23 protein-coding genes and 2 tRNA genes are annotated in these 23,203 nt (G+C 37.6%); 14 read left to right on the top strand and 11 right to left on the bottom strand.

What is annotated here, in order from left to right:
• The first annotated feature begins 16 nt into the window (after positions 1 to 16).
• Genes AC6EI0_RS06730 through AC6EI0_RS06715 form a run of 4 tightly spaced genes read left to right on the top strand, consistent with a single transcriptional unit; the run spans position 17 to position 6,146 of the window.
• Positions 17 to 1,537 (top strand): anthranilate synthase component I family protein, encoded by a 1,521-nt coding sequence (locus AC6EI0_RS06730; protein WP_498521830.1) that lies wholly within the window; start codon positions 17 to 19, stop codon positions 1,535 to 1,537.
• On the top strand, positions 1,534 to 2,679 hold the full coding sequence (gene gshA, locus AC6EI0_RS06725; RefSeq protein ID WP_498521829.1) for a glutamate--cysteine ligase: 1,146 nt from the start codon (positions 1,534 to 1,536) through the stop codon (positions 2,677 to 2,679). Before AC6EI0_RS06730 ends, gshA begins: the two co-directional genes overlap by 4 nt.
• A 28-nt stretch (positions 2,680 to 2,707) precedes the next feature.
• A complete protein-coding gene (gene ppc, locus AC6EI0_RS06720; RefSeq protein ID WP_498521828.1) occupies positions 2,708 to 5,692 on the top strand; it encodes a phosphoenolpyruvate carboxylase in 2,985 nt (994 codons plus the stop codon).
• A 1-nt stretch (position 5,693) separates the two neighbouring features.
• Complete coding sequence (locus tag AC6EI0_RS06715; RefSeq protein ID WP_498521827.1) at positions 5,694 to 6,146, top strand: N-acetyltransferase; 453 nt, start codon at positions 5,694 to 5,696, stop codon at positions 6,144 to 6,146.
• Positions 6,147 to 6,159: 13 nt separating this feature from the next.
• Here the strand turns inward: AC6EI0_RS06715 and AC6EI0_RS06710 are convergent.
• Positions 6,160 to 6,233, bottom strand: a tRNA-Arg gene (locus AC6EI0_RS06710).
• A gap of 79 nt (positions 6,234 to 6,312) precedes the next feature.
• Here AC6EI0_RS06710 and recF point away from each other — a divergent pair.
• Together recF and speD are read left to right on the top strand one after the other, a co-directional pair.
• The gene (gene recF, locus AC6EI0_RS06705) at positions 6,313 to 7,413 is read left to right on the top strand and encodes a DNA replication/repair protein RecF (RefSeq protein WP_498523514.1); all 1,101 of its coding nucleotides are present in this window, start codon (positions 6,313 to 6,315) and stop codon (positions 7,411 to 7,413) included.
• A gap of 42 nt (positions 7,414 to 7,455) precedes the next feature.
• On the top strand, positions 7,456 to 7,923 hold the full coding sequence (speD, locus tag AC6EI0_RS06700) for an adenosylmethionine decarboxylase (protein WP_498521826.1): 468 nt from the start codon (positions 7,456 to 7,458) through the stop codon (positions 7,921 to 7,923).
• A gap of 55 nt (positions 7,924 to 7,978) precedes the next feature.
• On the opposite strand, the gene larE is transcribed toward speD, so the two are convergent.
• Complete coding sequence (gene larE, locus AC6EI0_RS06695) at positions 7,979 to 8,824, bottom strand: ATP-dependent sacrificial sulfur transferase LarE (RefSeq protein ID WP_498521825.1); 846 nt, start codon at positions 8,822 to 8,824, stop codon at positions 7,979 to 7,981.
• A 133-nt stretch (positions 8,825 to 8,957) separates the two neighbouring features.
• Here larE and AC6EI0_RS06690 point away from each other — a divergent pair, with 133 nt between their 5' ends.
• Positions 8,958 to 10,109, top strand: a complete 1,152-nt coding sequence (locus AC6EI0_RS06690) for a cob(I)yrinic acid a,c-diamide adenosyltransferase (RefSeq protein WP_498521824.1) — start codon at positions 8,958 to 8,960, stop codon at positions 10,107 to 10,109.
• 2 nt (positions 10,110 to 10,111) lie between these two features.
• Here the strand turns inward: AC6EI0_RS06690 and moeB are convergent, their stop codons facing one another.
• Both moeB and AC6EI0_RS06680 read right to left on the bottom strand, forming a co-directional pair.
• Positions 10,112 to 11,260 carry a molybdopterin-synthase adenylyltransferase MoeB gene (moeB, locus tag AC6EI0_RS06685; protein ID WP_498521823.1) on the bottom strand — a complete coding sequence of 383 codons (1,149 nt, stop codon included), beginning with the start codon at positions 11,258 to 11,260 and terminating at the stop codon, positions 10,112 to 10,114.
• Positions 11,261 to 11,283: 23 nt separating this feature from the next.
• Entirely contained in the window at positions 11,284 to 11,796 is a 513-nt protein-coding gene (locus AC6EI0_RS06680) for a M67 family metallopeptidase (protein WP_498521822.1), read from the bottom strand.
• 123 nt (positions 11,797 to 11,919) lie between these two features.
• Between AC6EI0_RS06680 and AC6EI0_RS06675 the strand changes: the two genes are divergently transcribed.
• Positions 11,920 to 12,282 carry a CAAD domain-containing protein gene (locus tag AC6EI0_RS06675; protein ID WP_413683568.1) on the top strand — a complete coding sequence of 121 codons (363 nt, stop codon included), beginning with the start codon at positions 11,920 to 11,922 and terminating at the stop codon, positions 12,280 to 12,282.
• A 35-nt stretch (positions 12,283 to 12,317) separates the two neighbouring features.
• Here the strand turns inward: AC6EI0_RS06675 and AC6EI0_RS06670 are convergent, their stop codons facing one another.
• On the bottom strand, positions 12,318 to 13,205 hold the full coding sequence (locus tag AC6EI0_RS06670; RefSeq protein WP_498521821.1) for a fructosamine kinase family protein: 888 nt from the start codon (positions 13,203 to 13,205) through the stop codon (positions 12,318 to 12,320).
• Positions 13,206 to 13,233: 28 nt separating this feature from the next.
• On the opposite strand from AC6EI0_RS06670, the gene crtD reads away from it, so the two are divergent.
• Positions 13,234 to 14,754 carry a C-3',4' desaturase CrtD gene (gene crtD, locus AC6EI0_RS06665; RefSeq protein ID WP_498521820.1) on the top strand — a complete coding sequence of 507 codons (1,521 nt, stop codon included), beginning with the start codon at positions 13,234 to 13,236 and terminating at the stop codon, positions 14,752 to 14,754.
• Here crtD and AC6EI0_RS06660 read toward each other — a convergent pair.
• Positions 14,744 to 15,619: a prephenate/arogenate dehydrogenase gene (locus AC6EI0_RS06660; RefSeq protein ID WP_498521819.1), complete on the bottom strand. Its 876-nt coding sequence runs from the start codon at positions 15,617 to 15,619 to the stop codon at positions 14,744 to 14,746. The genes crtD and AC6EI0_RS06660 overlap by 11 nt on opposite strands.
• A gap of 73 nt (positions 15,620 to 15,692) precedes the next feature.
• On the opposite strand from AC6EI0_RS06660, the gene AC6EI0_RS06655 reads away from it, so the two are divergent.
• On the top strand, positions 15,693 to 17,141 hold the full coding sequence (locus AC6EI0_RS06655) for a helicase (protein WP_498521818.1): 1,449 nt from the start codon (positions 15,693 to 15,695) through the stop codon (positions 17,139 to 17,141).
• 38 nt (positions 17,142 to 17,179) lie between these two features.
• Entirely contained in the window at positions 17,180 to 17,419 is a 240-nt protein-coding gene (locus AC6EI0_RS06650; protein ID WP_498519926.1) for a DUF2839 domain-containing protein, read from the top strand.
• Between the two features lie 20 nt (positions 17,420 to 17,439).
• On the opposite strand, the gene recA is transcribed toward AC6EI0_RS06650, so the two are convergent.
• The 5 genes from recA to AC6EI0_RS06625 form a co-directional block, all read right to left on the bottom strand.
• Complete coding sequence (recA, locus tag AC6EI0_RS06645; protein ID WP_498521817.1) at positions 17,440 to 18,573, bottom strand: recombinase RecA; 1,134 nt, start codon at positions 18,571 to 18,573, stop codon at positions 17,440 to 17,442.
• A 112-nt stretch (positions 18,574 to 18,685) separates the two neighbouring features.
• Positions 18,686 to 19,465 (bottom strand): HAD family hydrolase, encoded by a 780-nt coding sequence (locus AC6EI0_RS06640; protein WP_498521816.1) that lies wholly within the window; start codon positions 19,463 to 19,465, stop codon positions 18,686 to 18,688.
• A gap of 13 nt (positions 19,466 to 19,478) precedes the next feature.
• Positions 19,479 to 19,550 (bottom strand) — tRNA-Gln (locus AC6EI0_RS06635).
• Positions 19,551 to 19,732: 182 nt separating this feature from the next.
• A complete protein-coding gene (locus AC6EI0_RS06630; protein WP_498521815.1) occupies positions 19,733 to 20,755 on the bottom strand; it encodes a Light dependent period protein LdpA domain-containing protein in 1,023 nt (340 codons plus the stop codon).
• A 12-nt stretch (positions 20,756 to 20,767) separates the two neighbouring features.
• Positions 20,768 to 21,232 (bottom strand): NAD(P)H-quinone oxidoreductase subunit N, encoded by a 465-nt coding sequence (locus tag AC6EI0_RS06625; RefSeq protein ID WP_498461575.1) that lies wholly within the window; start codon positions 21,230 to 21,232, stop codon positions 20,768 to 20,770.
• Between the two features lie 375 nt (positions 21,233 to 21,607).
• Here AC6EI0_RS06625 and rplC point away from each other — a divergent pair, with 375 nt between their 5' ends.
• From rplC to AC6EI0_RS06610, 3 genes are read left to right on the top strand one after another with little or no spacing between them, the layout of a single operon-like run.
• Positions 21,608 to 22,264: a 50S ribosomal protein L3 gene (gene rplC / locus AC6EI0_RS06620; RefSeq protein WP_498461574.1), complete on the top strand. Its 657-nt coding sequence runs from the start codon at positions 21,608 to 21,610 to the stop codon at positions 22,262 to 22,264.
• On the top strand, positions 22,264 to 22,899 hold the full coding sequence (rplD, locus tag AC6EI0_RS06615; protein WP_498523513.1) for a 50S ribosomal protein L4: 636 nt from the start codon (positions 22,264 to 22,266) through the stop codon (positions 22,897 to 22,899). Before rplC ends, rplD begins: the two co-directional genes overlap by 1 nt.
• The gene (locus AC6EI0_RS06610) at positions 22,892 to 23,203 is read left to right on the top strand and encodes a 50S ribosomal protein L23 (RefSeq protein ID WP_498521814.1); all 312 of its coding nucleotides are present in this window, start codon (positions 22,892 to 22,894) and stop codon (positions 23,201 to 23,203) included. Before rplD ends, AC6EI0_RS06610 begins: the two co-directional genes overlap by 8 nt.

The following is a 23,203-nucleotide window of genomic DNA, read 5'->3' as shown; positions in this document are numbered from 1 at the left end:
CTGCCATTATGCAGTCATGCTTAGCTTAGATAAGGAACAATTTCTTTTATCAGCTTCCAGCGGGGCAAACTATATTCCCTTGGCAAAAAGTTGGCCGGCTGATTTGGAAACCCCCCTTACCACCTGGCTTAAAGTTGGTAACGGCAACCCTCCAGGGGTATTGCTTGAATCAGTAGAAGGTGGAGAAACTATTGGCAGGTGGAGTGTGGTTGCATCAGATCCTCTCTGGCAGGTGATAGTTAGAGGTGATGAATTGACTAGATGTTGGAGAACTGGAAAACAAGAAAAGTTTCATGGAAATCCAATTGAAATACTCAGGGAAATGCTTAAGCCTTATAAATCTGTTTCTTTGTCAGGGTTACCGCAACTAGGACAACTTTTTGGAATGTGGGGTTATGAACTAATTCAATGGATTGAGCCCTCTGTACCCACCCATGAATTATCAGATCAAGACTTGCCTGATGGTATTTGGATGTTTATGGACAAAATTCTTATTTTTGATCAAGTCAAACGTCTAATAACAGCTGTGGCATATGGAGATTTAAGTGATGGGATTTCACCTGGTCAAGCTTATGAAATCGCTTGTGAACAAATCAATCAACTTCAAGACCTAATGGCAGCTCCTCTAAAGCCGGTCAAGTCTTTAAAATGGAATGAAAATGCGAAAAGATCAGTTGATATGAAGCAAAAAACATCAAAGAGTGAATTTGAAAAAAGTGTTAAATCGGCAAAAGAATTTATCAAAAAAGGTGATGTTTTTCAGTTGGTTATTAGTCAAAAATTGGAGTCGACTGTAATACAAAAACCTTTTGAGTTATATCGAAGCCTGCGGATGGTAAATCCCTCTCCATTTATGGCATTTTTTGATTTTGGAGATTGGCAACTTATTGGTTCGAGCCCGGAGGTAATGGTTAAGGCCAAACAAACTGAAAAGGGTATTCAAGCAAGCTTGAGACCAATTGCTGGTACACGTCCAAGAGGTAAAAATGATTTAGATGATGCAATCCTTGAGAAAGATCTTTTAAAAGATCCAAAAGAAAGAGCTGAGCATGTGATGTTAGTAGATTTAGGTCGAAATGATTTAGGCCGAGTTTGCATCCCAGGTAGTGTTTTTGTAAAAGAATTAATGGTTATAGAAAAATATTCGCATGTAATCCACATAGTCAGTGAGGTTGAAGGTACTTTAAAAAAAACAAATGATATTTGGGATTTATTAATTGCTTCTTTCCCCGCTGGAACTGTTAGTGGAGCACCAAAAATAAGAGCTATGCAACTAATTAATCAATTAGAAAAACAACGTAGAGGTCCTTACTCCGGCGTTTATGGCTCAATAGATTTAAATGGAGCCTTAAACACAGCTATTACTATCAGAACAATGGTTGTTCGTAGGAACAATAAAAATGACTGTATAGTTCAGGTTCAAGCTGGAGCTGGAGTCGTCGCAGATTCCATTCCTTCTAATGAGTATCAAGAAACTTTAAATAAAGCGAAAGGTATGTTTACTGCTTTAGCTTGCTTAGAAGCTCCTGATTTATGACCAACTTTATGCTTCTAAAGGGGTTTGAAGTGGAGCTTTTTACCGGTACATTTGCCGGCGAAAATGTAGGGGTTGCATCTGCTATTACTAAAGATCTATCAGATTTTGTGAAAGAACCGGATCAAAGAAATCTTGAGTACATAACTGTTCCAGATAAAAGATATGAAGTTTTAAAGCATGCACTGTTACTACCACGATTAAAACTTAGAAAATGGCTTGATTCCAAAGAACTCACCATTCTTCCTGGGAGCACTTTAAGTCTTGGAAATATAGAAAAATTTGAAAGGTCAGATCTGGAAAACTGTTATCACTCTTTTATAGAAAAAAATTATGGAACAAAAGTCGTAACAGCAAGTATTCATATTAATTTAGGTATTGAAAACCTATCCTTACTGTTTTCGGCTCTTCGTTTGGTTCGATGTGAGGCATCATTATTTTTGGCATTAAGCGCAAGTTCTCCTTTTTTAGGAGGAAACGCTACTGGAGCACATTCTCAAAGGTGGATTCAATTCCCTAAGACACCCTCCAATGTCCCCATGTTTGTAGATCATGATCACTATGTAACATGGGTTGAAGATCAGTTATCGCAGGGGAATATGCAAAATGAAAGACATTTGTGGACATCAGTTCGGCCAAATGGTCCAGAAAGACCTCATGTATTAAATCGATTAGAGCTAAGGATATGTGACTTGGTCTGTAATGTTGATTTGCTCTTAGCCATAACAGCGTTACTTGAACTAAGAATTATTCACCTTAAAAACAATATAAAAACATATGATCCCATGGAAGCGAGCTTTAAAACACTCAAAGAATTGGCTCTATTAGCAGATGAAAATGATTTGCTTGCCGCCAAATCTAGTCTCGATGCAAATTTATCTCATTGGAAAACGGGAAAACAAATAAACTGTCGTGATTGGATAAATGAACTTCTTTTAGAGGTGACTCCTTTGGCTAAGCAGCTTGATATGTTTGAGTTATTGCAACCGATTGAATCTATTTTAACAAACGGAAATCAATCAATCATATGGCTGAATTCTTATTCCAAGGGAGTCTCAATTCAGTCTTTGCTTCAGAAAGGTATTAGTGAAATGGAACGAGAAGAGACCAATTTCATTCAATTGAAGCAACCCATTAGTGACTAAGTCGGGAGAACTGCCTCATAATAGGTTTATGTTGAAAAATTCTTCTAACGCAAATATCTCTCATCACTCGACAGAAAGTGTTGAGGATAAAGATCCTGGATATTTATTGCAACAAAGACTTGAACTGGTTGAGGATTTGTGGAAAACAGTTCTCAAAAGTGAATGTCCTCCTAATCAAACAGATCGATTATTGCGTTTAAAGCAATTAAGTGACCCTAGCAAGTCAAATAAAGATAATTCTTCTCAGGCTATAGTTAATTTGATTACAGAAATGGATTTAGCAGAGGCGATATCTGCTGCTAGGGCTTTTTCGCTATATTTTCAGTTAGTAAATATTTTAGAGCAACGTATAGAGGAGGATAGTTATTTAGAAAGTATGAAAAAAGGGAAGTTAGACAATAGACATGGCAACATAGACCCTTTCGCTCCTGCTTTGGCGAGTCAAACTGCACCAGCAACTTTTCGACAATTGTTTGAGCGATTACGTCGTTTGAATGTCCCTCCAGCCCAGCTTGATGCTTTAATGAGGGAAATGGATATTCGTCTTGTCTTTACAGCTCACCCAACTGAAATAGTTAGACATACCGTTAGACATAAGCAACGAAGAGTAGCCACTCTTTTGCAACAACTTCAATCTAATAGCTTAATCTCCGAGTCTGAGAAGGAAATCTTTAGGCTCCAATTAGAGGAGGAGATAAGACTTTGGTGGAGAACTGATGAACTTCATCAATTCAAGCCGACTGTTCTAGATGAAGTTGATTATGCGCTTCATTATTTTCAACAGGTTTTGTTTGATGCGATGCCACAATTGAGAAGGAGGCTGACTACGGCATTGGCTTCAAGTTATCCAGATGTAGAGATCCCTAATGAGGCCTTTTGTACATTTGGTTCCTGGGTGGGCTCAGATCGAGATGGTAATCCGTCCGTCACTCCTGAAATTACATGGAGAACAGCCTGTTATCAAAGACAATTAATGTTGGATAGGTATATTGCTTCAGTTCAAGAGCTCAGAGATCAATTAAGTATATCTATGCAATGGAGTCAAGTAAGTTCTCCTTTGCTAGAGTCATTAGAAATGGACAGAGTTCGTTTCCCGGAGGTCTACGAGGAGCGAGCTGCCAGATATCGGCTAGAACCTTATCGATTGAAGCTTAGCTATACACTCGAGAGGTTGCGACTTACTCAAATACGTAATAAGCAGCTAGCAGATGCTGGTTGGCAATTCTCTCCTGAAGTTAAGCCTTTAGCATCTACAAATAATAGTTTTGATGATTTACTTCACTATAGATCTGTAGACGAATTTAAAAATGAATTAGAACTTATTAGGAATAGTTTGGTTAGTACTGATCTTACATGTGAACCTCTGGATACCTTATTAAACCAAGTTCATATCTTTGGGTTCTCTTTAGCAAGTTTAGACATTAGGCAAGAAAGTACTCGTCATAGTGATGCGTTGGATGAACTCACTCGCTATTTAGATCTGCCTGAGTCATATGGATTGATGAACGAGGAAAGTCGCGTCACTTGGTTGATGAAGGAATTGAATACTCGGAGACCACTTATCCCTCCTGCTTTTGATTGGTCTAAAAGCACTCAAGAAACTATCTCAGTTTTTCATATGCTTCATAGGCTTCAAAAAGAATTTGGTACTCGTATTTGTCGCTCATATGTAATTTCAATGAGTCATACAGCATCAGATTTATTAGAAGTGTTGCTTTTAGCCAAAGAGTCAGGATTGATTGATCCAACTTTAGGAGCTGCTGATTTTCTTGTTGTTCCATTATTTGAAACGGTTGAGGACTTGCAACATGCTCCTTCTGTCATGGAGTCTTTACTTCAGAAAGATGTTTACAGAAAATTACTTCCACGAGTAGGAGAGAAAAAACAACCTCTTCAGGAACTTATGCTTGGATATTCTGATAGTAACAAGGATTCTGGTTTCCTCTCAAGTAATTGGGAAATTCATAAGGCGCAAATAGCACTACAAGATCTGGCTAGTAGACAAGGTATAGCTTTACGTATTTTTCATGGTAGGGGAGGGTCAGTAGGCAGAGGAGGTGGACCAGCTTATCAAGCAATTTTGGCTCAACCAAGTGGTACGCTTCAAGGCCGTATAAAGATCACAGAGCAAGGGGAGGTTCTTGCCTCAAAATATAGCCTTCCAGAATTAGCTTTATATAATCTTGAAACTGTCACTACAGCGGTTCTCCAAAATAGCTTGGTTACTAACAAATTAGATGCCACGCCAAGTTGGAATGAACTGATGACCAGGCTGGCTGCTCGTTCAAGGGAGCATTATCGAGCTTTAGTTCATGATAATCCCGACTTGGTTCAATTCTTTCAAGTAGTTACTCCAATAGAAGAGATTAGTAAGCTGCAAATTTCTAGTCGTCCTGCACGAAGAAAAAGTGGTGCAAAAGACTTATCAAGTCTTCGTGCAATTCCATGGGTCTTTGGTTGGACTCAAAGTCGATTCCTCTTACCTAGCTGGTTTGGGGTTGGTACAGCGTTAGCTACTGAACTAAAGATAGATCCCAATCAAATGGAGATGTTGAGGATGTTAAATCAGAGATGGCCATTCTTTAGAATGTTGATCTCTAAAGTAGAGATGACACTTTCGAAAGTTGATTTGGATGTTGCCCACCACTATATGCTTAGTTTAGGTGGCAATGATAATCGTGAAGCATTCGCTGGAATTTTCGATATCATCTCAAGTGAATATAATTTAACTAAGAAATTAATTTTAGAAATTACTGATAAGTCAAAACTTTTAAGTGCAGACCCTGCTTTGCAATTGTCTGTAAATCTGAGGAACAGGACTATTATTCCCTTGGGATTTTTACAAGTCGCTCTTCTTAAACGATTAAGAGATCAGAATCGTCAACCACCCATTAGTGAAGATTTGAGTGCTGACTCTGGTCAAAGTTCACGTACATATAGCCGTAGTGAATTATTGCGAGGAGCATTGTTAACTATCAATGGCATTGCTGCAGGGATGAGAAACACAGGATGACATGCTTGGATTAAATTCAGGAAATAAATGCCCCAAAATTCCTCAGGGCTTTGTTTTACTCAGGAGTGAACCTGTTTCTGTACGTAAAATAAATAGGCTTTTATTAAGATGTAAACAAGATACCCATCAACCAAGGAAGTTAGAATTAGCTTTGAAAAAATCTGATTTTTATTTAACTCTTCTTCAAAAAACTTCTGATAATCTTGTTGGCTTTGTTCGTGTGACTAGCGATAAGGGTTTAAATGCAAATTTGTGGGATTTAGTCGCAGAGCCTGGGTATCAACAAGAAACGTTCATGTCTATTATGGTTTTCAATGCAATCGAAATTATTAGACGAGAGTTGCCAGGCTGTAGTATTTCGGTTGCTGCTCCATTAATTTCACTTAATCCATTAAAAGCTAATGGATTTTTATTAGATCCAAATGGTATAAAAACAATGGGATTTAGACTTTGAGAAATTATTTTTACGAGCATGGAGGGACTCGAACCCCCGACTCTCAGAACCGGAATCTGATGCTCTATCCAACTGAGCTACATGCCCAACAAGGGGTTGATATTAAAAAAGGCCAAATACTGAGACCTTATTAAAATTAGCTTACATACAAATGCCATAAAGCAACATTCAACTTCATCAGTTAGAACTTAATAATTTTCGAAATTATCGATGTTTTCAGTTTGAGTTAACTGAAAATCGTTTAATAGTAATAGGTCAAAATGGAGTTGGGAAATCTAATCTTCTTGAATCTGTAGAGCTCTTGTCTAGTTTGCGCTCGCATCGATCTAATCGAAATCAGGATTTAATTTATTGGGACCAAGATCAGGCTTTCCTATCTGCGAAAATTGACGATGATCAAAAAGTTTCTTTAGAATTAAACAGAAAAGGTGGGAGAAAAGCCTATAAAAATGAAAAACTTTTAACTCGTCAAATTGATTTGATCGGACCGATGAGAAGTGTAGGTTTTAGTGCTCTTGATCTAGAATTAATTAGAGGAGAACCTGCTCTAAGAAGAAATTGGCTAGATAGAATTGTTCAACAACTTGAACCAATTTATTCTGACTTGGTCGGAAGGCTTTCTAGATTGCTTAGGCAAAGAAGTCAGTTGTGGCGTAATTTCAGTGTTCAATCGAAGGAGAATCAAAATATTCTATTAGATTCTTATGATAGGCAAATGGCTTTGGTAAGCACAAGAATCCATCGAAGGCGTAGGCGTATTCTAGATCGTCTACTTCCGATAGCTTCAAACTGGCAAGAACATTTAAGTAATAGTAAGGAGAAGCTTACTATTACATATTTACCAGGTAGTAAACTTGAAGGTGAAGAGAGTGAAAGGCTTTGGAGTGAGAGTATTGAACGTCAACTTTTGGAAATGAGATCTGATGAACAGGTTACGGGTAATTGCCGAGTAGGTCCGCATCGTGATGATGTACATTTTTTAATAAATGGAGTAGATGCTAGACGCTTTGGTTCTGCTGGTCAGCAGAGGACTATTGTGTTGGCTTTGAAATTGGCTGAATTAGAATTAATTAAAACGGTGTTTGGCAGATCTCCAATTTTGCTTTTAGATGATGTTTTAGCTGAGCTGGATCCAAAACGACAATTATTGCTTTTAGATGCTGTTGGCCAAAAACATCAGTGTTTAATTAGTGCAACACATTTGGAATCTTTTGAAGGTGAATGGGTACGAAACTCACAATTAATGCAATTAGATTCTTTTAGTTAAAACTATTGGTCGGCTATTGTGGAAATGATTTTTGGATAGATTATGGAACCTTTTTTCCCAGAATTGCATCCAAACCCTGGATGGCCTGATTCTTACAAGTCACATGATGCAGAAATCATTCATACTAATTCTAGTGAGAATATAGGAAGGCACTGCATACTTGAACTTTACCAATGTGATCATGCGAAGCTTAATGATGAAGCTTTTATAAGGACAACAATCACATCATCGGCCAAAATTGCTGGTGCAACGCTCATAAATTTGGTAACACACAGTTTTAAACCTCAGGGAGTTACTGGACTCGCGTTATTGGCTGAATCTCATATCTCAATACATACATGGCCAGAGATTGGTTATGCAGCCATTGATGTATTCACTTGTGGTGACCATACGATGCCTGAAAAAGCTTGTAAAGTACTTTTCAAAGATTTTTTGGCTAAGAACTTCTCTTTTAAAAATATTGCCAGAGAGATTCCTTCAGGAATTCAAGCTTTGAATCGTGAACTCTGAGCATAATCAATACTTAAAGTAAATCAAAAATTATTTCGAGATGAGATTTGCTCTTTCAGGTGGTTTTCTTTATGTCTCTAGTGAGTTTGCCACTAATAAAACCCTCTAGATCTAGGCTTATAGAATGAAAACCTAAAGATAAAAAATATTTAATTAATTGATTTCTTTGAATGATTTTCAGAAAGTTGTTTATTTCATGTGCGGGTAATTCGATTCTTGCTGATAGACCTTGACTTCTTACACGTACCTTAGAAAAACCTTGATTAATAATCCATTCTTCTGCTAAGGCAATTTGCTCCAGCCTTTTTGAACTTATTTCCTCTCCAAAAGGAATGCGAGAGGCTAAACATGGTTGAGCAGGTTTATCCCACCAAGGTAATCCTAATGATTTGGAAATCGAACGAATTGATTTTTTATCTATTTTTAGTTCGGCCAGAGGTGATATCACGCCTGCTTTATTAGCTGCCTTAATACCTGGTCGAAAGTCGCTAAGATCGTCATGATTAACTCCATCGAGAACTTGAGCATTATTGTATTTTTTTGAAATTTTATGTAAATGCTTGTGCAATTCTTGTTTGCACGCAAAACATCTATTTTCAGGATTCTTAAAGTAATTTGGCTCATTGATTTCATGGGTTTGACATTCTTCATGACGAATACCAATCCAAGCCGCTTGAAGACGCGCTTGCTTTAGTAAATATGGAGCTAAAGAAGGAGAGACACCTGTAACTGCCAGGGCTTTTAAGCCTAGCTGTTCTTGCGCTATTGTTGCTACTAAAGAACTATCAACGCCTCCAGAGAAGGCAACACATGCATTATTTATATCTTTAATAAAATCCCTTAACAATTTTAGTTGCTCAAGTTCTAATTCAGATAAAGATTCAAGTTGACTGAAAAACACTTTTTTAGAGGATCATTAATTTGTTTGAATTTAACGTTCTGAACTCTTTCATCTTTGTGTGTATTTTGCATATTCTATGACGTGTAATGTAGAAGAAGTTAAGTTACATGCATAAGAAGCAGAATTGTCGATCGTGGTATCAAACGGTATAGGAATTACGACAGCATCGGAAAGCCAAGAACGAAGTCATGGACAATTACATGTTTATGACGGAGAGGGTAAAGGCAAGAGTCAAGCAGCTTTGGGGGTGGTTCTGAGAACTATAGGTCTGGGTATATGTGAGAAAAAACAAACAAGAGTATTACTTCTTAGATTTTTGAAAGGGCCTGGTCGCTCTTATGACGAAGATTCAGCAATTGATGCTTTGCAGCAAGGTTTCCCCCACCTGATTGATCAAGTTAGGACTGGTAGAGGTGAATTTTTCAATGTCGATCAATCTACAAAATTTGATTATCAGGAAGCTCAAAGAGGATGGGACATAGCAAAGGGGGCGATTGCCAGTGCCTTATATTCAGTTGTTGTTCTAGATGAATTGAATCCTGTTCTGGATTTGGGTTTATTGCAAGTTGAAGAAGTTGTGAAAACACTTACTGCAAGACCAAGTGGTATGGAAATCATTGTCACTGGTAGAGCAGCACCAAACCCTTTAATTAAAGTTGCTGAACTACATTCTGAGATGAGAGCTCACAGGCGCCCTGAGATCAATAAAGAGGAAAGTCTTTTTGAAAATAATGTTGGTGGAATTGAAATATATACTGGGGAAGGGAAAGGCAAATCAACCAGTGCTTTGGGTAAAGCTTTACAAGCTATCGGTAGAGGAATTAGTCAGGATAAAAGTCATCGTGTTTTAATTTTGCAATGGCTTAAGGGTGGTAGTGGTTACACAGAGGATGCTGCTATTGCAGCTCTTCGAGAAAGTTATCCTCATTTAGTGGACCATCTTCGATCTGGTAGAGATGCGATTGTTTGGAGAGGCCAGCAAAAACCCATTGATTATGTAGAAGCTGAGAGAGCATGGGAAATTGCAAGAGCAGCGATTTCAAGTGGTCTCTATAAGACAGTGATTTTGGATGAGTTAAATCCAACTGTTGATTTGGAACTCCTACCAGTTGAGCCTATCGTTCAAACATTACTGCGCAAACCATCAGAGACCGAAGTGATTATTACAGGAAGATGTAAAAATCAACCTCTGTATTTTGATTTGGCAAGTGTTCATTCTGAGATGGTGTGTCATAAGCACTATGCAGAAAAAGGAGTTGATTTAAAGAGAGGAGTTGATTATTAGTTCTAATTAATATTTTCTTTGTTCCAGGCATCAATACCTCCTTCAATATTTACACCTTGAATTCCAAGTTTGTCTAAATGCCTTAGTGCTCGCAATGACCTTTTTCCACTTTTACAAAATACATAAAGATTTTTTTGCGCGGCAAGAATTTTGATTTCATTAATGGACTCCCCACTTTCAATAGTACTAAGGGGTATGAGCCTGGAGCCTGAAATTGAACATTCATTATATTCGATTTGGTCGCGAACATCTATCAATAATGTCTCTTTAGATTCTTGACTAAGAAGTGTTTTTAATTCCTGCACTGAGATACTTTTTATATCTAAATCGACCTCATTTTTAACTTTAACCTCTGAACAGAAGCTTTTATAATCTATTAATTTATTGATATTGCTACTCTCTTGACTAGATTTCAATGTTAGCTCTTTAAAGCTCATCTTTAGTGCATTAAAAATGAGGACCCTTCCATCTAGTGGAGAACCAATATTTGTTATTATTTTTATTGCTTCTGCTGCTTGAATTGTACCTATGATTCCTGGAAGAATTCCCATAACACCAGCTTCAGAGCATGATGGAATTAATTCTTGTGGAGGTGGCGTTGGAATAAGATCTCTATAGCTAGGACTATCTTTCTTCAAATTAAATACACTTACCTGACCCTCGAATTGTGCAATTGAACCATATATATAAGGCTTCTTGAGAATTATAGAAGCATCATTAATTAGGTAGCGTGTTGGGAAATTGTCTGAGCAATCACATATCACGTCATAGGCTCTAAGTATTTCTAAAGCATTACTACTTGTTAGCTTTTGATTGAATAAATCCACTCGACAAGAAGGATTTATTTTGAGTATGTGTTGTTTGGCAGAATCTGTTTTTAATAGGCCTATTGAATCAGTTGTATGAATGATTTGCCTTTGTAAATTTGAGTATTCAACCACATCAAAATCAACTATTCCGATACGTCCTATTCCAGCTGCAGCAAGATAAATTAAAAGTGGAGATCCGAGTCCACCAGTCCCAATGCAAGCAATTGAGCTTTTCTTCAATTTTTTTTGACCTGTAATACCTATTTCAGGAAGACTTATATGTCTTGCATACCTAGCAAGTTCATCGAGATTTAAATTTGCGTCATTCTGGCTTTTCCCCATGAGTCAACCCTTTCATGATTTACTTACGTTAAAGAAATAAATTTAATTTTCACGCTATGAAAATCAAATTTACTTTTGATCCACCATGCCTTTAAATCTCCATCCTTATTTGAAATAACCATAAGACCAGGAGATTGGTGGAAGAATAAATCCATTTTCGACGGTTTGTTTTCACTTGAAGGATGAGAGTGAGCACAGCATAAAACCTCTAAATCATTTTCTCTTGACCATTTTTGAGAAGCAATTTGATCTTTTGCGTCTATTTCGAAGCGAGTATTTTTTGATGGTTGAATATTTTTTTGATTAGCAAAAACTCTTATATTTTGATCAATTAAGAATGATTCTGGTTCTCCCCATACATTACGACAATTCCAGATGTGCATTACTTTCCAAAAATTTTTTTTAGCATCTGTTATGGAAGTTTTTTTTTGACCAATTAATATAGCGCAGCCTTCAGCTGGTTCAGCTGCCTTTAAAAATCTAGAGAGAACATAATTTGTCTCGTTATGGAACTCAATATATTTTGGAATTTTCATCAGAAAAAGTGAGTTGATTCGGCATCCTCTCTATTTTGGTTCGGACTTATCCCTATAAAGCCTATGGCATTTCTTAAATTAATTCGATACGCTCGGTCCATAACTGCTTAGTCGCTTGTGTTCATGTCTGATGTAAATCCTGATTCTAAAGATGAATCAAAGGGAGGGAAAACTGAAGGTGTTAATTTTTCAGAACGTTACAGTGATGTAATGGGGAAAGTTAATGAATCATTGAGCAAAATTGATTGGACCCAGATGGGTAAGTATGGCAAGGCAGCAGGAATCATTGCTGTGGTTGTTCTTGCTCAAGTATTAATCAAGGTTGTTATTGATACAGTTAATTTTTTCCCCATTCTTCCTGGTTTACTTGAACTTCTTGGAATAGTAGTTTTAGGCCAGTGGAGTTGGCAAAATTTAACTACAAGTGAAAAAAGAACAGCTGTATTTGATAAAGTTCAAAATCTTAAAAAAGAGTACCTAGGATAAATTAATAAGAAAACAATCAAAGATCTGAGGTCTCGTTATACACGTGATCTCAGATCTTTTAGTATTTTTAATGAATTTTCTTTGTATGATCCACCAAACATATTCGCGTGGTTAAGCAAATGGTAAAGATTATAAATATTAGTTCTATCGTTTGAAAGCGTATCTAGTGGCCAGATCTGTTCGTATCCTTTATAAAATTCTCTATTAAAACCGCCAAATAATTTAGTCATTGAGATGTCAACTTCTCTGTCAGCCCAATATGAAGCAGGGTCATAAAGACTTCCTAAACCATCTTGAGTACTTCCACAATTACCTGACCAAAGATCACCATGAACTATTGAGATCCTTGGGTTGTGATCGTTTAGGTATGAGCTTAAATATATTAAAATATCTTCATAATCATCAACTATTAGACCCCATGCTTTTGCCTTTATAAGTTGTGGTCTAAGACGATAATTGACAAAGAATTCGCCCCAGTTGCTGCTCCACCCTCTTGCTTGGGTGCTAGAACCTATAAAACCTTCTTCATCCCATCCGAATTTTTTTTGGCTCCACTCACTCGATGATTTATGCAGTAGTGCTAAACCTTGTCCAAGGAGATTTTGTTGGGATTGTTCGAGATCTATCCATTCTAAACAAAGTACAGATACGTCTTGATAAGTGATTAGATCAAGCGTTTTAGGAACGCAGATATACGATTTGTTAGCAAATCTTTTAAGAACAGATAGACACTCACGTTCGAACTTAAACATATTAATATTGTCTATATGATTTGATTTGGCAAAAACCCTTTTGCCATTTTGAAAATAAATGCACCAAGCTTTGTGGATACAACCTCCGCCTACCGGGATTATCTTTTCTACTAATGAGTTTTTGGTTACTTTATTTGAACTGGAAAGTGCATTTTTGATTAATTCTTCCATTCACCTTATTCTCGCTGGATAATTTTTTATGTCTGAAGAATCTATCATTGTTGTTGGGGGCGGGATAGCTGGTTTAACAGGTGCTGCTCTTCTCGCTAGAGAGGGGTATCAGGTAACTTTGGTCGAAGCACATACTCAATTAGGTGGCTGTGCAGGAACTTTTAAAAGAGGTTCTTATACTTTTGATGTAGGCGCTACTCAAGTTGCAGGTCTTGAGAGGGGAGGAATTCATCATCGTTTATTTAATTATTTAGATATTCCTTTACCTGATGCAAAAATTTTAGATCCTGGATGTTCAGTTGTTCTTGGCGATGGGAGTAGGCCAATCAATCTTTGGCATGATCCATTAAGATGGAATAAAGAAAGAAAAGAACAGTTTCCTGGGAGTGAAATCTTTTGGTCATTATGTTCTAAAATTCACGATAGTAACTGGGAATTTGTAGAAAGAGACCCCATACTTCCTGTAAGAAGTTTGTGGGATTTAAGTCAATTAATTAGAGCTATACGTCCTTCAAATCTTTTAACAGGTTTTATGAGCAAGTTGACTATTGCAGATTTGCTTAAAATAACTGGTTGTCATCAAGATAGACGTCTACGAAGTTTCCTAGATCTTCAATTAAAACTTTACTCTCAAGAGCCAGCGAGTAGAACGGCAGCTTTATACGGTGCAACTGTTCTTCAAATGGCCCAATCTCCCCGAGGGTTATGGCATCTTCATGGATCAATGCAAATTCTTAGCGATTTGTTGAAAGATAGTTTTTTGAGAGATGGTGGGAACCTTTTAATAGGACATAGAGTGACTAAAATAATCAGTCAAACAAAATCAAATATTTTTCATGTCAATGTAATTGATAGGAGGAAAAATTTGATAGAGCTAAAAGCATCAGATATTGTTTTTAGCTTGCCTCCTCAATCTCTTTTAGATTTAATTCCTATTGATGGAGGTTTATCTACAACATATCGTGAAAGTATAAAAAAATTACCCAAACCTAGTGGTGCAGCTGTATTTTATGGAGCTCTCCGTCGTGCTGACTTGCCAGTTGATTGCCCAGGGCATATTCAAGTATTCGATGAGAATTTTGGCTCTTTATTTATTTCTATAAGCATGGAAGATGATCAGCGTGCACCAGTGGGAATGGCTACTTTAATTGCAAGTGTATTTGTTGATATTGATCAATGGTCTAATCTAGATAATCAATCCTATGCCAGAAAAAAAAATATTTTATCAAAACAGATACGAACTATTTTGAATAAAAAGTTTGATTTGATTGAGTCGAGTTGGGATCATCAAGAATTTGCAACTCCAAGAAGCTTTGAAAAGTGGACAGGACGTCCTCGTGGAATAGTCGGAGGGCTTGGTCAGCATCCAGATCAATTTGGGCCTTTTGGCTTGTCAAGTAGGACCCCTCTCAGAGGTTTATGGCTTTGTGGAGATTCAATTTATCCCGGCGAAGGTACAGCAGGTGTAACCCAATCAGCCATGATGGTTGTCAGACAACTAATGGAACTTAGAGGTAGGCATTTGAATATCCCTGTCTTTAATTCGTAGGTTTTGAAATGAAATTTTGTCTTTCTTCCTGAGTATTGACTAACATTTTTTCTAACTCACTCCAGTTCTCTTCCAGTAAATATTTTTCAAAAAGATTTAGAGAATGTCTATAAGAGGCCAAATGTCTCTCAATATTTTTTTTATTAAATTTTGCCATAGAGACTCCCAGTTCTGGGTTGCCACCTCCAACTCTGGAGGTATCAGAAAACCCACTGGATGCAATACTTTTTGCAAGTGAATATAAGGAAGGCTTTACATCTGTAGTTAATGTGTTGAGCAATGCCGCGCTAATTAGAACTGGTAAATGTGAAATCAATCCAACAGCTTCATCATGTATTTGAGCTTCAGAGCTTATCCATTGACTCCCAAGTGATAAAGCAATTTGCTGCACTATTTCGAGTGCTTTTTGATCAGTTTCTTTGCTTGGGGTAACAACCCATGGCTTGTTTTTAAATAAATTATGTTGACCTGCGTGAACGCCAGATTCTTCGGTCCCAGTCATTGGGTGACTGGCTACAAAACGCGGATGTAGCTTGTTCCAAGTATTTAAAATAGGGACTTTCACAGATCCAACATCAGTAACAACAGCATTTCTAGGAATGGCATTGATCAGGGCTGTTGAAGGATTTAGGAGCTGTTCCAGTGGTAAAGCAATATAAATAAGAGAACAATTGTTTAATACGCTTGTATCAGTGCTGACAATTTGGGCTAGTTTTCTTTCTCTTGCTTTTTGTGCACTTTTTTCTCGATGAGTAATTCCATAAACTGTATATCCAAGCTTTTGGAGATCTAAGCCTAAGGAACCTCCAATTAGACCTAATCCAACAATTCCAATATTTTTAGAGGTTTTTGTTTTAAGCTCCATAAATATTATTGTTCTATATCTTTATTCATAGGGCAACATGATTAAAAGAATTTATTGATAAAAGGTACTACTAATGCTTGCGGTGAATTCACATAAACATCTGAAAAAATACTATCAAAATAATCTTGCTCTATGGCCTCATAATTTGACCCTGACAAGATTAATAGCTAGAAGCTTAAGTCGTAAAGATAATACTTTTATTCAACTATCAAGTGATAGTAAAAATTTCTGGTGGCCTGGTCTATTGATTCCACTTTGTTTGCATAACAAGAATGCTGTTTTAATTCTATCAGAGAGACAATGTCGACTCTTGTTTGAAGTGGAATTACCAAAGTTAAGATCTAGTCGATTAGATCTCGATTATGTAGAGGGAATTGAATTAACTCCTTCAGATAAAAAAGTTTGGGTTTTAAGATATCAAGATCTTGTTTTTGCTTATGAAAAAGATTTATTAAAAAATCGCCAATTAATATTTCCTGAATCTGAGTTTATTTCTAGTGAGATTAGAGAATCTATGTCTATAAAAATTACTCAAAAAGATTGGGAGGATTTAATTGCTTCGCGCTCACGTTTTGAAGTTTCACTTATCGAACTTCATGAGCGCTTAACTCGAGATCTATTTAGTCATTCAGTGCGCTCTGATGCTGTCATAAGAATTCATCATAGGGAACTTTTAACATTAAAACAAATTCTCAAAGATGACTTGCCTTCCGCTATGCCTTGGAAACGAGCTCTTAATGCGGTCAACAATGAATGGGTAACCTGGGCGAAACTAGATAAGCAAAAACTTAGTTGGGACTGGTATATTCAACCTTTATTTCCTTTGCAAACTGTTTCCAGTTTGTTTTCGAAAAATACTCTTTTAATGCTGACGAATTCAGACCAAAGCGATTTTTTCTTTTTAGATCTAAATAGCAAAAAATTTACTTTTACTGTGAAGGTTAATTTAGGAAATAAATTTGATCAAGAACCCATCCCATTGTTTGTCCCTAAAAGACAACCTTTGCCAAATACGTCTCATTTTTATTGCCATATTTTAAGACAATGTCAAAGATTGATACTTGGTCGTCCTCGTCCGACTATTATTTTGGTAGATGATTTACAACTACGACTTCAAATAGCTAGTGAATTGGCTGGAGATTTTGGATTGAGAGTAGTTCATGAAACTACTGATGTTGAGACTAATGGGATTCTTTGTTGCAGTTGTCATTGGTGGATTATTAATCAGTACAAATTGCCAACACCAGATCAATTGATTTTTCCAGTGATTCCATTTCCTACTTTAGAGTCGCCCTGGGTCGCTGCTCGAGTTGAAATGCTTAAGCATCAAGGTTGTGATTGGTTTCGAGAATTCCTGTTTCCCGAAACTCTTACTATACTTCTCAAATCGCTTGCAATCATTAGGGGTGGAGATGTTCGAGTCGCTATACTAGATGGTCGCATGCACTATAGAAGTTGGGGAAAACTAATATTTGAAGCTCTTGAGCCGTGGATTGCGTTGGAGCGTTTATTGCCTTATTAAAATCAATATCTTAGATTAAAAAATATTGTTTTTTTGTAATGGGAGAAGCTCGGCGAAGATCTGAACAAGGATTGAAACCTCGTAGAAAGAAAAACTCTAAGAATGAATCACCTCGTATTGTCTCTTGGTTTCCTGTGACGCAAGCGCAAAGAGATCAATTTATTAAATTAAGTATTCGTGCAGGATGGGTAGGTATTGCTGCTTTAGTTATTCTTTGGATTATTGTTCGCTTTATAGGACCTGCTGCAGGGTGGTGGATTCCTGCAGACATCAGATAAACCCAACTATATTTTTAGTTTCAACCGTTCGCTGAAACTTGGTTGAAGTTGGGTCGTAATGAAGCATTTCGAGCTGCTGCTGCTAGTGGTCTCATTGAATTAGCACTTACTTCTGAGCCCTCAGTTAATTTATCTTTAACTAATTTTTCAATTATGTCTTTTGATTCAGGATTTTGCTCAAGCCAAGTAATGGTATTGTCTCTTCCTTGCCCAATATTGTCACCCTCATAGCTATACCAAGCTCCTTTACGAGTGACGACATTAGTCTCGTCTGCTAAATCAAGAAGACAACCAAGAGTACTAATTCCTTTCCCAAAAAGAATATCAAATTCGGCTATTCGAAATGGAGGTGCAACTTTGTTTTTTGCGACTTTCACTTTTGCACGAATTCCATATTCTTCAGTTCCTCTCTTTAGCGTTTGAATACGACGAATATCCAATCTTACAGAGGCATAAAATTTAAGAGCGTTTCCACCAGTTGTTGTTTCTGGATTCCCATATGTAATACCAATTTTTAGACGTAATTGATTTAAGAAAATGACTGTGCAACCAGACTTGCCAATGTTTCCAGTAATTTTTCTCATTGCTTGACTCATTAGACGAGCTTGAGCACCTACTGAATGATCACCCATTTCTCCTTCTATCTCTGAACGGGGCGTAAGTGCAGCGACTGAATCAACAACCACTAGATCGACTGCAGCAGATCTAATAAGTTGGTCAACGATTTCCAATGCCATCTCTCCTGTATCCGGTTGAGATACGAGAAGATTCTCTACATCAACACCAAGAGAGGCTGCATAGACTGGGTCAAGAGCATGTTCTGCATCTACAAATGCAGCAACTCCACCGTTACGTTGAATCTCGGCTATTGCATGTAATGTCAGCGTTGTTTTTCCAGAACTTTCTGGGCCATAAACTTCAATCACACGTCCTTTGGGATAGCCACCACCAAGAGCTAAATCAAGAGTTAAAGCACCCGTAGATATTGTTTCTACCCGCATCTTTGATGCGTCCCCAAGACGCATGATCGAACCTTTACCGAAATTCCGTTCTATTTGCCCAACCACTAAGCTCAATGCTTTTTCTTTCTCTCCAGATTTTCCGTCTATTTTCTTGGATTCAGTTGATTGAAGTGACTTACCTTCGTTTGACATGACAAATAACGTTAATGCAGAGGGATAACAACAGACGTTGGGATTGATGATGAAATACTCAGTTCCTCAACGAATAGCAATTAAACCGATAGTACAGACGTACGCTATTAAGTCAAGACCACTTCGAGATAGGTTCTCGTAAAATATCTAAATTTAGTAATTTAATACCAGAAGGAAGATTATTTCGATCTTGAGGTTTTAAGTATCCCCAGCTTGCTAGGTAACAGGGGATAGATTTCAGCTTGGGATCTTCCAAGACTTTTTCTAAGGTAGTTCTTCGATCTTCAATAAACCCTCGAATTATTCTTTTCTGTAAGAGTTGGTTCAAGACATCGACTTTACTTCCTGATTCGTGACCAAAAACAAGGTTTGGCTGAAGATCGAAACAATCCAGGAGCTTTTTTGTGAACTCAATACTTTTTGTTGTTAAAACAGCAAATTCAATGCCTTCTTTCTGAAGGGTCTTGAGACGTTCAGTGACTAAAGAAAAAGGCCGATGCAAATTTAACCACTGATTGAAATTATTTGATATTGCTTCTTTTCTAGTTTGATTTAAAGCTTCTTGTAATTGAAGAGGTGTCCAACCCCACTTTTTAAGAGCTAAAGAGCATTCTATTTCATAATTTTTTGAGAAATTTTGTAAATCTAGTAATTTTAATTGACTAGTGTTATTTGCACATTCAGCAGCCAAAATAACCATTTCCCAACCATAATTGACCCATGGCCTCATTGCCTTAAAAGCTTTGGGAATCTCACTAGGAAAAGAAATAATATTTTTTTCTTTGGCATAAAGTAGGTTTATACATGTTTGACGAGAACTTGACCAATATTCCTTAATGCCATCAACTATGACACCGTCAAAATCAAGAACAATTAGAGGTTTTTCTACCACTTACTGTTAAAAACTGGGCCGCTAGGATTCGAACCTAGGAATGTCGAGACCAAAACCCGATGCCTTACCACTTGGCGACGGCCCATTGTTCCAAATCTATGTTTGCAATTAAGAGACATAAATTAGGATTCTTTCTCTTAGATAATTGCATATTTGATTCAATCCTGTCATGTCTTTATCCAGTTTTTTTTAGTTAATCGGAAGATTTCTTCATTAATACAGCTCAACATCGGCTTTCGAATGATTGATTTAACTAGAGAAATCCAATTATAAAGATTTCCTTACAAGCCAAGGATTTATAAGTCGTTTTGCCTCTGAAAGAGCCGCTTCCCAGCCTTCAGGCCACTCTCTAAGGCTGATTTTTTTTCGTTGAGCCTCCTCTAACCATGGTTGAATTATCTTTCTTGCTTTCCCTCCAAAAGCAACTCCTTCAGGCCCTTTAATCTCTGGCAGGTACTTAATGGTCGATTCATTGGTTCCTCCAGCAAGTTGTAAGGGGCCTGGTGGAGCTATTGGACGTATTCTTTCCCAGAGTTTTACTGCAATTTTGGCCGCACCTGCTCCAAGGTCTCCACTCATTCGACGCCCATCAAGTTGCCAAAGAGGTTTTTGATTATGAATTCTTAGGAATTTATGTCTCAGCCAAAGTTCTTCTGCTAATTTTTCATGGTTTATTTTATGTCCTTGCAAACCGCAGCTGACAGATAACCGTTGTAGCTGCAAATCGACTTTAAAAATTTCCTTGATTGTTTTTTCAAATTCTTGGCCTCTTCCTGGAGCAGTATGAATTTCTACTGCATCTGGTCTGATAGTTGTTAACAACGGAGCAAAATCTTTAAGAGTTAATCTTCGATCCTTTTCTTTAATGATTCCTAATGGACATGTATCAATACATCGGCCACATCCATAGCATTTATTAGCCTTTACACCACCTTCGTTTTCAATCGCGTGAGCTGGACAAATGCTTTGACAGGGTCTTAAGCAATTCGAAGGACATAGGTTTGGATTAAACCAAGCTTTGCGAAAATGCGCATCTTTTCCATCACTTAAGCTGATCATCAGCCAAGGCTTTTTCCCGTAAGTTTCGAAAACCCAATCAATAGCATTGCGAGCTGCATGGACAACAGCTTCGTCGGCAGCAAGGTCAATGCAATGCACTCCTGCAGCTCCATAAATTGAGCAAAGATCAGTTATTGAAGGCAAGTCTTGATTACTTGCACCACAAATTAATTTTACCCAGTTACCTTTTTTGAGAGCTTCAGAATTGCAAATCGAATTTTGAGTAATCACCTTTATTAATTTCTAATCGCTATTGATGAATGCATCTAATGGTTGCCATTGAATACTTCGAGCTCCTCCCATCTCAATAACAATTTTGATTCGAGGTTCCTTTTTGCAAAGATTATTGATTGCTAATAGTTCTGACTTGGATAAGACTTGCCCCTCTAATAACCATAGGACAAAAGGTTTATCTTCAACTAATAATTCATTTAATTGAGGAATAACTTGTTGAACTTCCCCTAAGGCTCCATTCCTCCCAACATTTTGATGTCCCAAATGGGGTGGTCTAATTCCATGTAATTGGGTGAGAAAGACAACTGGATCTCCCAATCCTCTAGCTGAAGTGATCTGTGTTTGATATCCGCTGGCTCTAAGTCTTCTAAGTAAACGAGTTTCTGCTCCACCTTCTAAGGGACTAAGGATGGCAAGGCAGCCAAATGATTCAAGATCACTGCGAAATTTATGACCAGAGAGTAATAAAGGCATCCTTAAATCAAATTCTTTGTCTTATTTAAGTGAAGCATCACACAAAATGGGTGTTAATAGTGTAATCTTTTAAGTTGCTAAAGCTTTTCTATGCCCGTCCGCTAGCCGGGCCTCTGGACGCTTAAGCAGGCTAAGCGATTGCGTTTAGTCTTTTTGGCCAGAGCAGAAGAATTTATTTCTTTTGTCGAGATACTGTTTGAACTTGTTGAAAAGTTTGAAAAAGTCTCAGCCAACTGATTGTCGCTAGCATTTTTCCAAACAAATTGAACTTCAATTATTCAATTAACTTCAACTTTTTTGGCTAGATAAGCGATTTAATTCAGATTCCGAGTCTTTCTTTACAGATTGACCTTTTAGTTAGCGTTTATTTAACTCATGTCTTTAGGAATCTTAGGTAAGAAGTTGGGTATGTCCCAACTCTTCGACGATCAAGGCAGAGCCGTTCCAGTCACTTTGATAGAAGCGGGTCCCTGTCGAATCACTCAATTGAAGTCTGCCGATACAGATGGCTATGCCGCTGTACAAATAGGTTTTCAATTAATTCGCGAAAAACTTCTCAACAAGCCTTCAAAAGGTCATCTTGCAAAATCAGGAGATGATCTTTTGCGTCATCTTCGAGAGTACCGAGTTGAAAATTCCGGTGAATTTGAACTTGGAGCTGCAATCACAGTTGATGATTTTAAAACAGGTCAAAAGGTTGATGTAAGTGGCGACACGATGGGAAGGGGATTCGCAGGTTATCAAAAGCGACATGGTTTCAGCCGAGGTCCTATGAGCCATGGTTCTAAAAATCATCGATTACCTGGTTCAACAGGAGCTGGAACCACTCCTGGCCGTGTTTATCCCGGTAAGAGGATGGCTGGTCGTATGGGAGGTAAAAAAGTTACTACTAGAGGCCTTGAAATTCTCAAGATAGATTCTGACCACAATTTATTAGTAGTCAAAGGATCTGTTCCAGGTAAACCTGGATCACTTTTAAACATAAGACCTGCCAAAAGAGTTGGCGTCTCTACCCACCAAGGAGGTAAATGATGGCTAACTGTACTGTTCTTGATTGGCAAGGCAAAGAGACTGGCGAATCAACAATTGATTTGAAAACTGCTAAGGAATCATCTGCAGCAGACTTACTACACCGTGCTGTTTTGCGCCAGCAGGCTCATAGCCGTCAAGGAACTGCAAGTTCTTTGACTAGGTCTGAGGTGCGAGGCGGCGGACGAAAACCTTACAAGCAAAAGGGTACTGGTAGAGCAAGGCAAGGTTCAATTCGAACACCTCTTCGTCCTGGAGGGGGAGTTATATTTGGTCCTAAGCCTCGGAAGTATAACTTGGAAATGAATAGGAAGGAAAGAAGGTTAGCTCTTCGTACTGCTTTAATGAGTAGAATTTCTGATGTGAAAATAATTAAAGACTTCGGCTTAAAACTTGAAGTTCCTAAGACAAGTGAAATTGTTTCTTTACTCAAGAGAGTAGGAATTGATTCAGATGGGAAAGTTCTTATTATTCTCAATAATCCTTCTGAAATCATTAAGCGCTCAATTAGAAACTTAGAAAAAATCAAGCTTATTTCTGCTGATCAACTAAATGTGTTTGACCTTCTGAATGCCAATTCATTGGTAATAGGTGAAGACGCATTATCAATTATTAAGGAGGTCTATGGTGATGACTAAATTTTTTGATAAACGACTTACTGAGGTGATTAAGCGGCCCTTGATAACTGAGAAGGCTACAAAAGCTTTGGATTTAAATCAGTACACTTTTGAGGTCGATCCAAGAGCAGCTAAGCCTGACATAAAAGCCGCAGTAGAGAAAATGTTTGATGTCAAGGTTCTTGGTGTCAGTACCATGAATCCGCCAAGAAAAAGTAGAAGAGTTGGTAGGTTTTCTGGTAAGAGGCCACAAGTCAAGAAGGCTGTAGTTCGCTTAGCAGAAGGCAACTCCATTCAATTGTTCCCAGAATCAGAGGAGGCTTAA

It is taken from the genome of Prochlorococcus sp. G5PB11, from assembly GCF_059772425.1.
Note: the sequence above shows the minus strand (reverse complement) of the source record. Positions and strands in the feature narration are given on the sequence as shown.

Excerpts from the sequence above, each read along its gene's own strand:
- rplD (WP_498523513.1), top strand. The coding sequence starts at position 22,264 with ATGGCTAACTGTACTGTTCTTGATTGGCAAGGCAAAGAGACTGGCGAA.
- AC6EI0_RS06675 (WP_413683568.1), top strand. The coding sequence starts at position 11,920 with ATGTCTGATGTAAATCCTGATTCTAAAGATGAATCAAAGGGAGGGAAA.
- speD (WP_498521826.1), top strand. The coding sequence starts at position 7,456 with ATGGAACCTTTTTTCCCAGAATTGCATCCAAACCCTGGATGGCCTGAT.
- AC6EI0_RS06655 (WP_498521818.1), top strand. The coding sequence starts at position 15,693 with ATGCTTGCGGTGAATTCACATAAACATCTGAAAAAATACTATCAAAAT.
- gshA (WP_498521829.1), top strand. The coding sequence starts at position 1,534 with ATGACCAACTTTATGCTTCTAAAGGGGTTTGAAGTGGAGCTTTTTACC.
- AC6EI0_RS06670 (WP_498521821.1), bottom strand. The coding sequence starts at position 13,205 with ATGGAAGAATTAATCAAAAATGCACTTTCCAGTTCAAATAAAGTAACC.
- ppc (WP_498521828.1), top strand. The coding sequence starts at position 2,708 with ATGTTGAAAAATTCTTCTAACGCAAATATCTCTCATCACTCGACAGAA.
- recA (WP_498521817.1), bottom strand. The coding sequence starts at position 18,573 with ATGTCAAACGAAGGTAAGTCACTTCAATCAACTGAATCCAAGAAAATA.
- crtD (WP_498521820.1), top strand. The coding sequence starts at position 13,234 with ATGTCTGAAGAATCTATCATTGTTGTTGGGGGCGGGATAGCTGGTTTA.
- AC6EI0_RS06660 (WP_498521819.1), bottom strand. The coding sequence starts at position 15,619 with ATGGAGCTTAAAACAAAAACCTCTAAAAATATTGGAATTGTTGGATTA.
- AC6EI0_RS06730 (WP_498521830.1), top strand. The coding sequence starts at position 17 with ATGCTTAGCTTAGATAAGGAACAATTTCTTTTATCAGCTTCCAGCGGG.
- AC6EI0_RS06625 (WP_498461575.1), bottom strand. The coding sequence starts at position 21,232 with ATGCCTTTATTACTCTCTGGTCATAAATTTCGCAGTGATCTTGAATCA.
- moeB (WP_498521823.1), bottom strand. The coding sequence starts at position 11,260 with ATGGGGAAAAGCCAGAATGACGCAAATTTAAATCTCGATGAACTTGCT.
- AC6EI0_RS06650 (WP_498519926.1), top strand. The coding sequence starts at position 17,180 with ATGGGAGAAGCTCGGCGAAGATCTGAACAAGGATTGAAACCTCGTAGA.
- rplC (WP_498461574.1), top strand. The coding sequence starts at position 21,608 with ATGTCTTTAGGAATCTTAGGTAAGAAGTTGGGTATGTCCCAACTCTTC.
- AC6EI0_RS06610 (WP_498521814.1), top strand. The coding sequence starts at position 22,892 with ATGACTAAATTTTTTGATAAACGACTTACTGAGGTGATTAAGCGGCCC.
- AC6EI0_RS06715 (WP_498521827.1), top strand. The coding sequence starts at position 5,694 with ATGCTTGGATTAAATTCAGGAAATAAATGCCCCAAAATTCCTCAGGGC.
- AC6EI0_RS06680 (WP_498521822.1), bottom strand. The coding sequence starts at position 11,796 with ATGAAAATTCCAAAATATATTGAGTTCCATAACGAGACAAATTATGTT.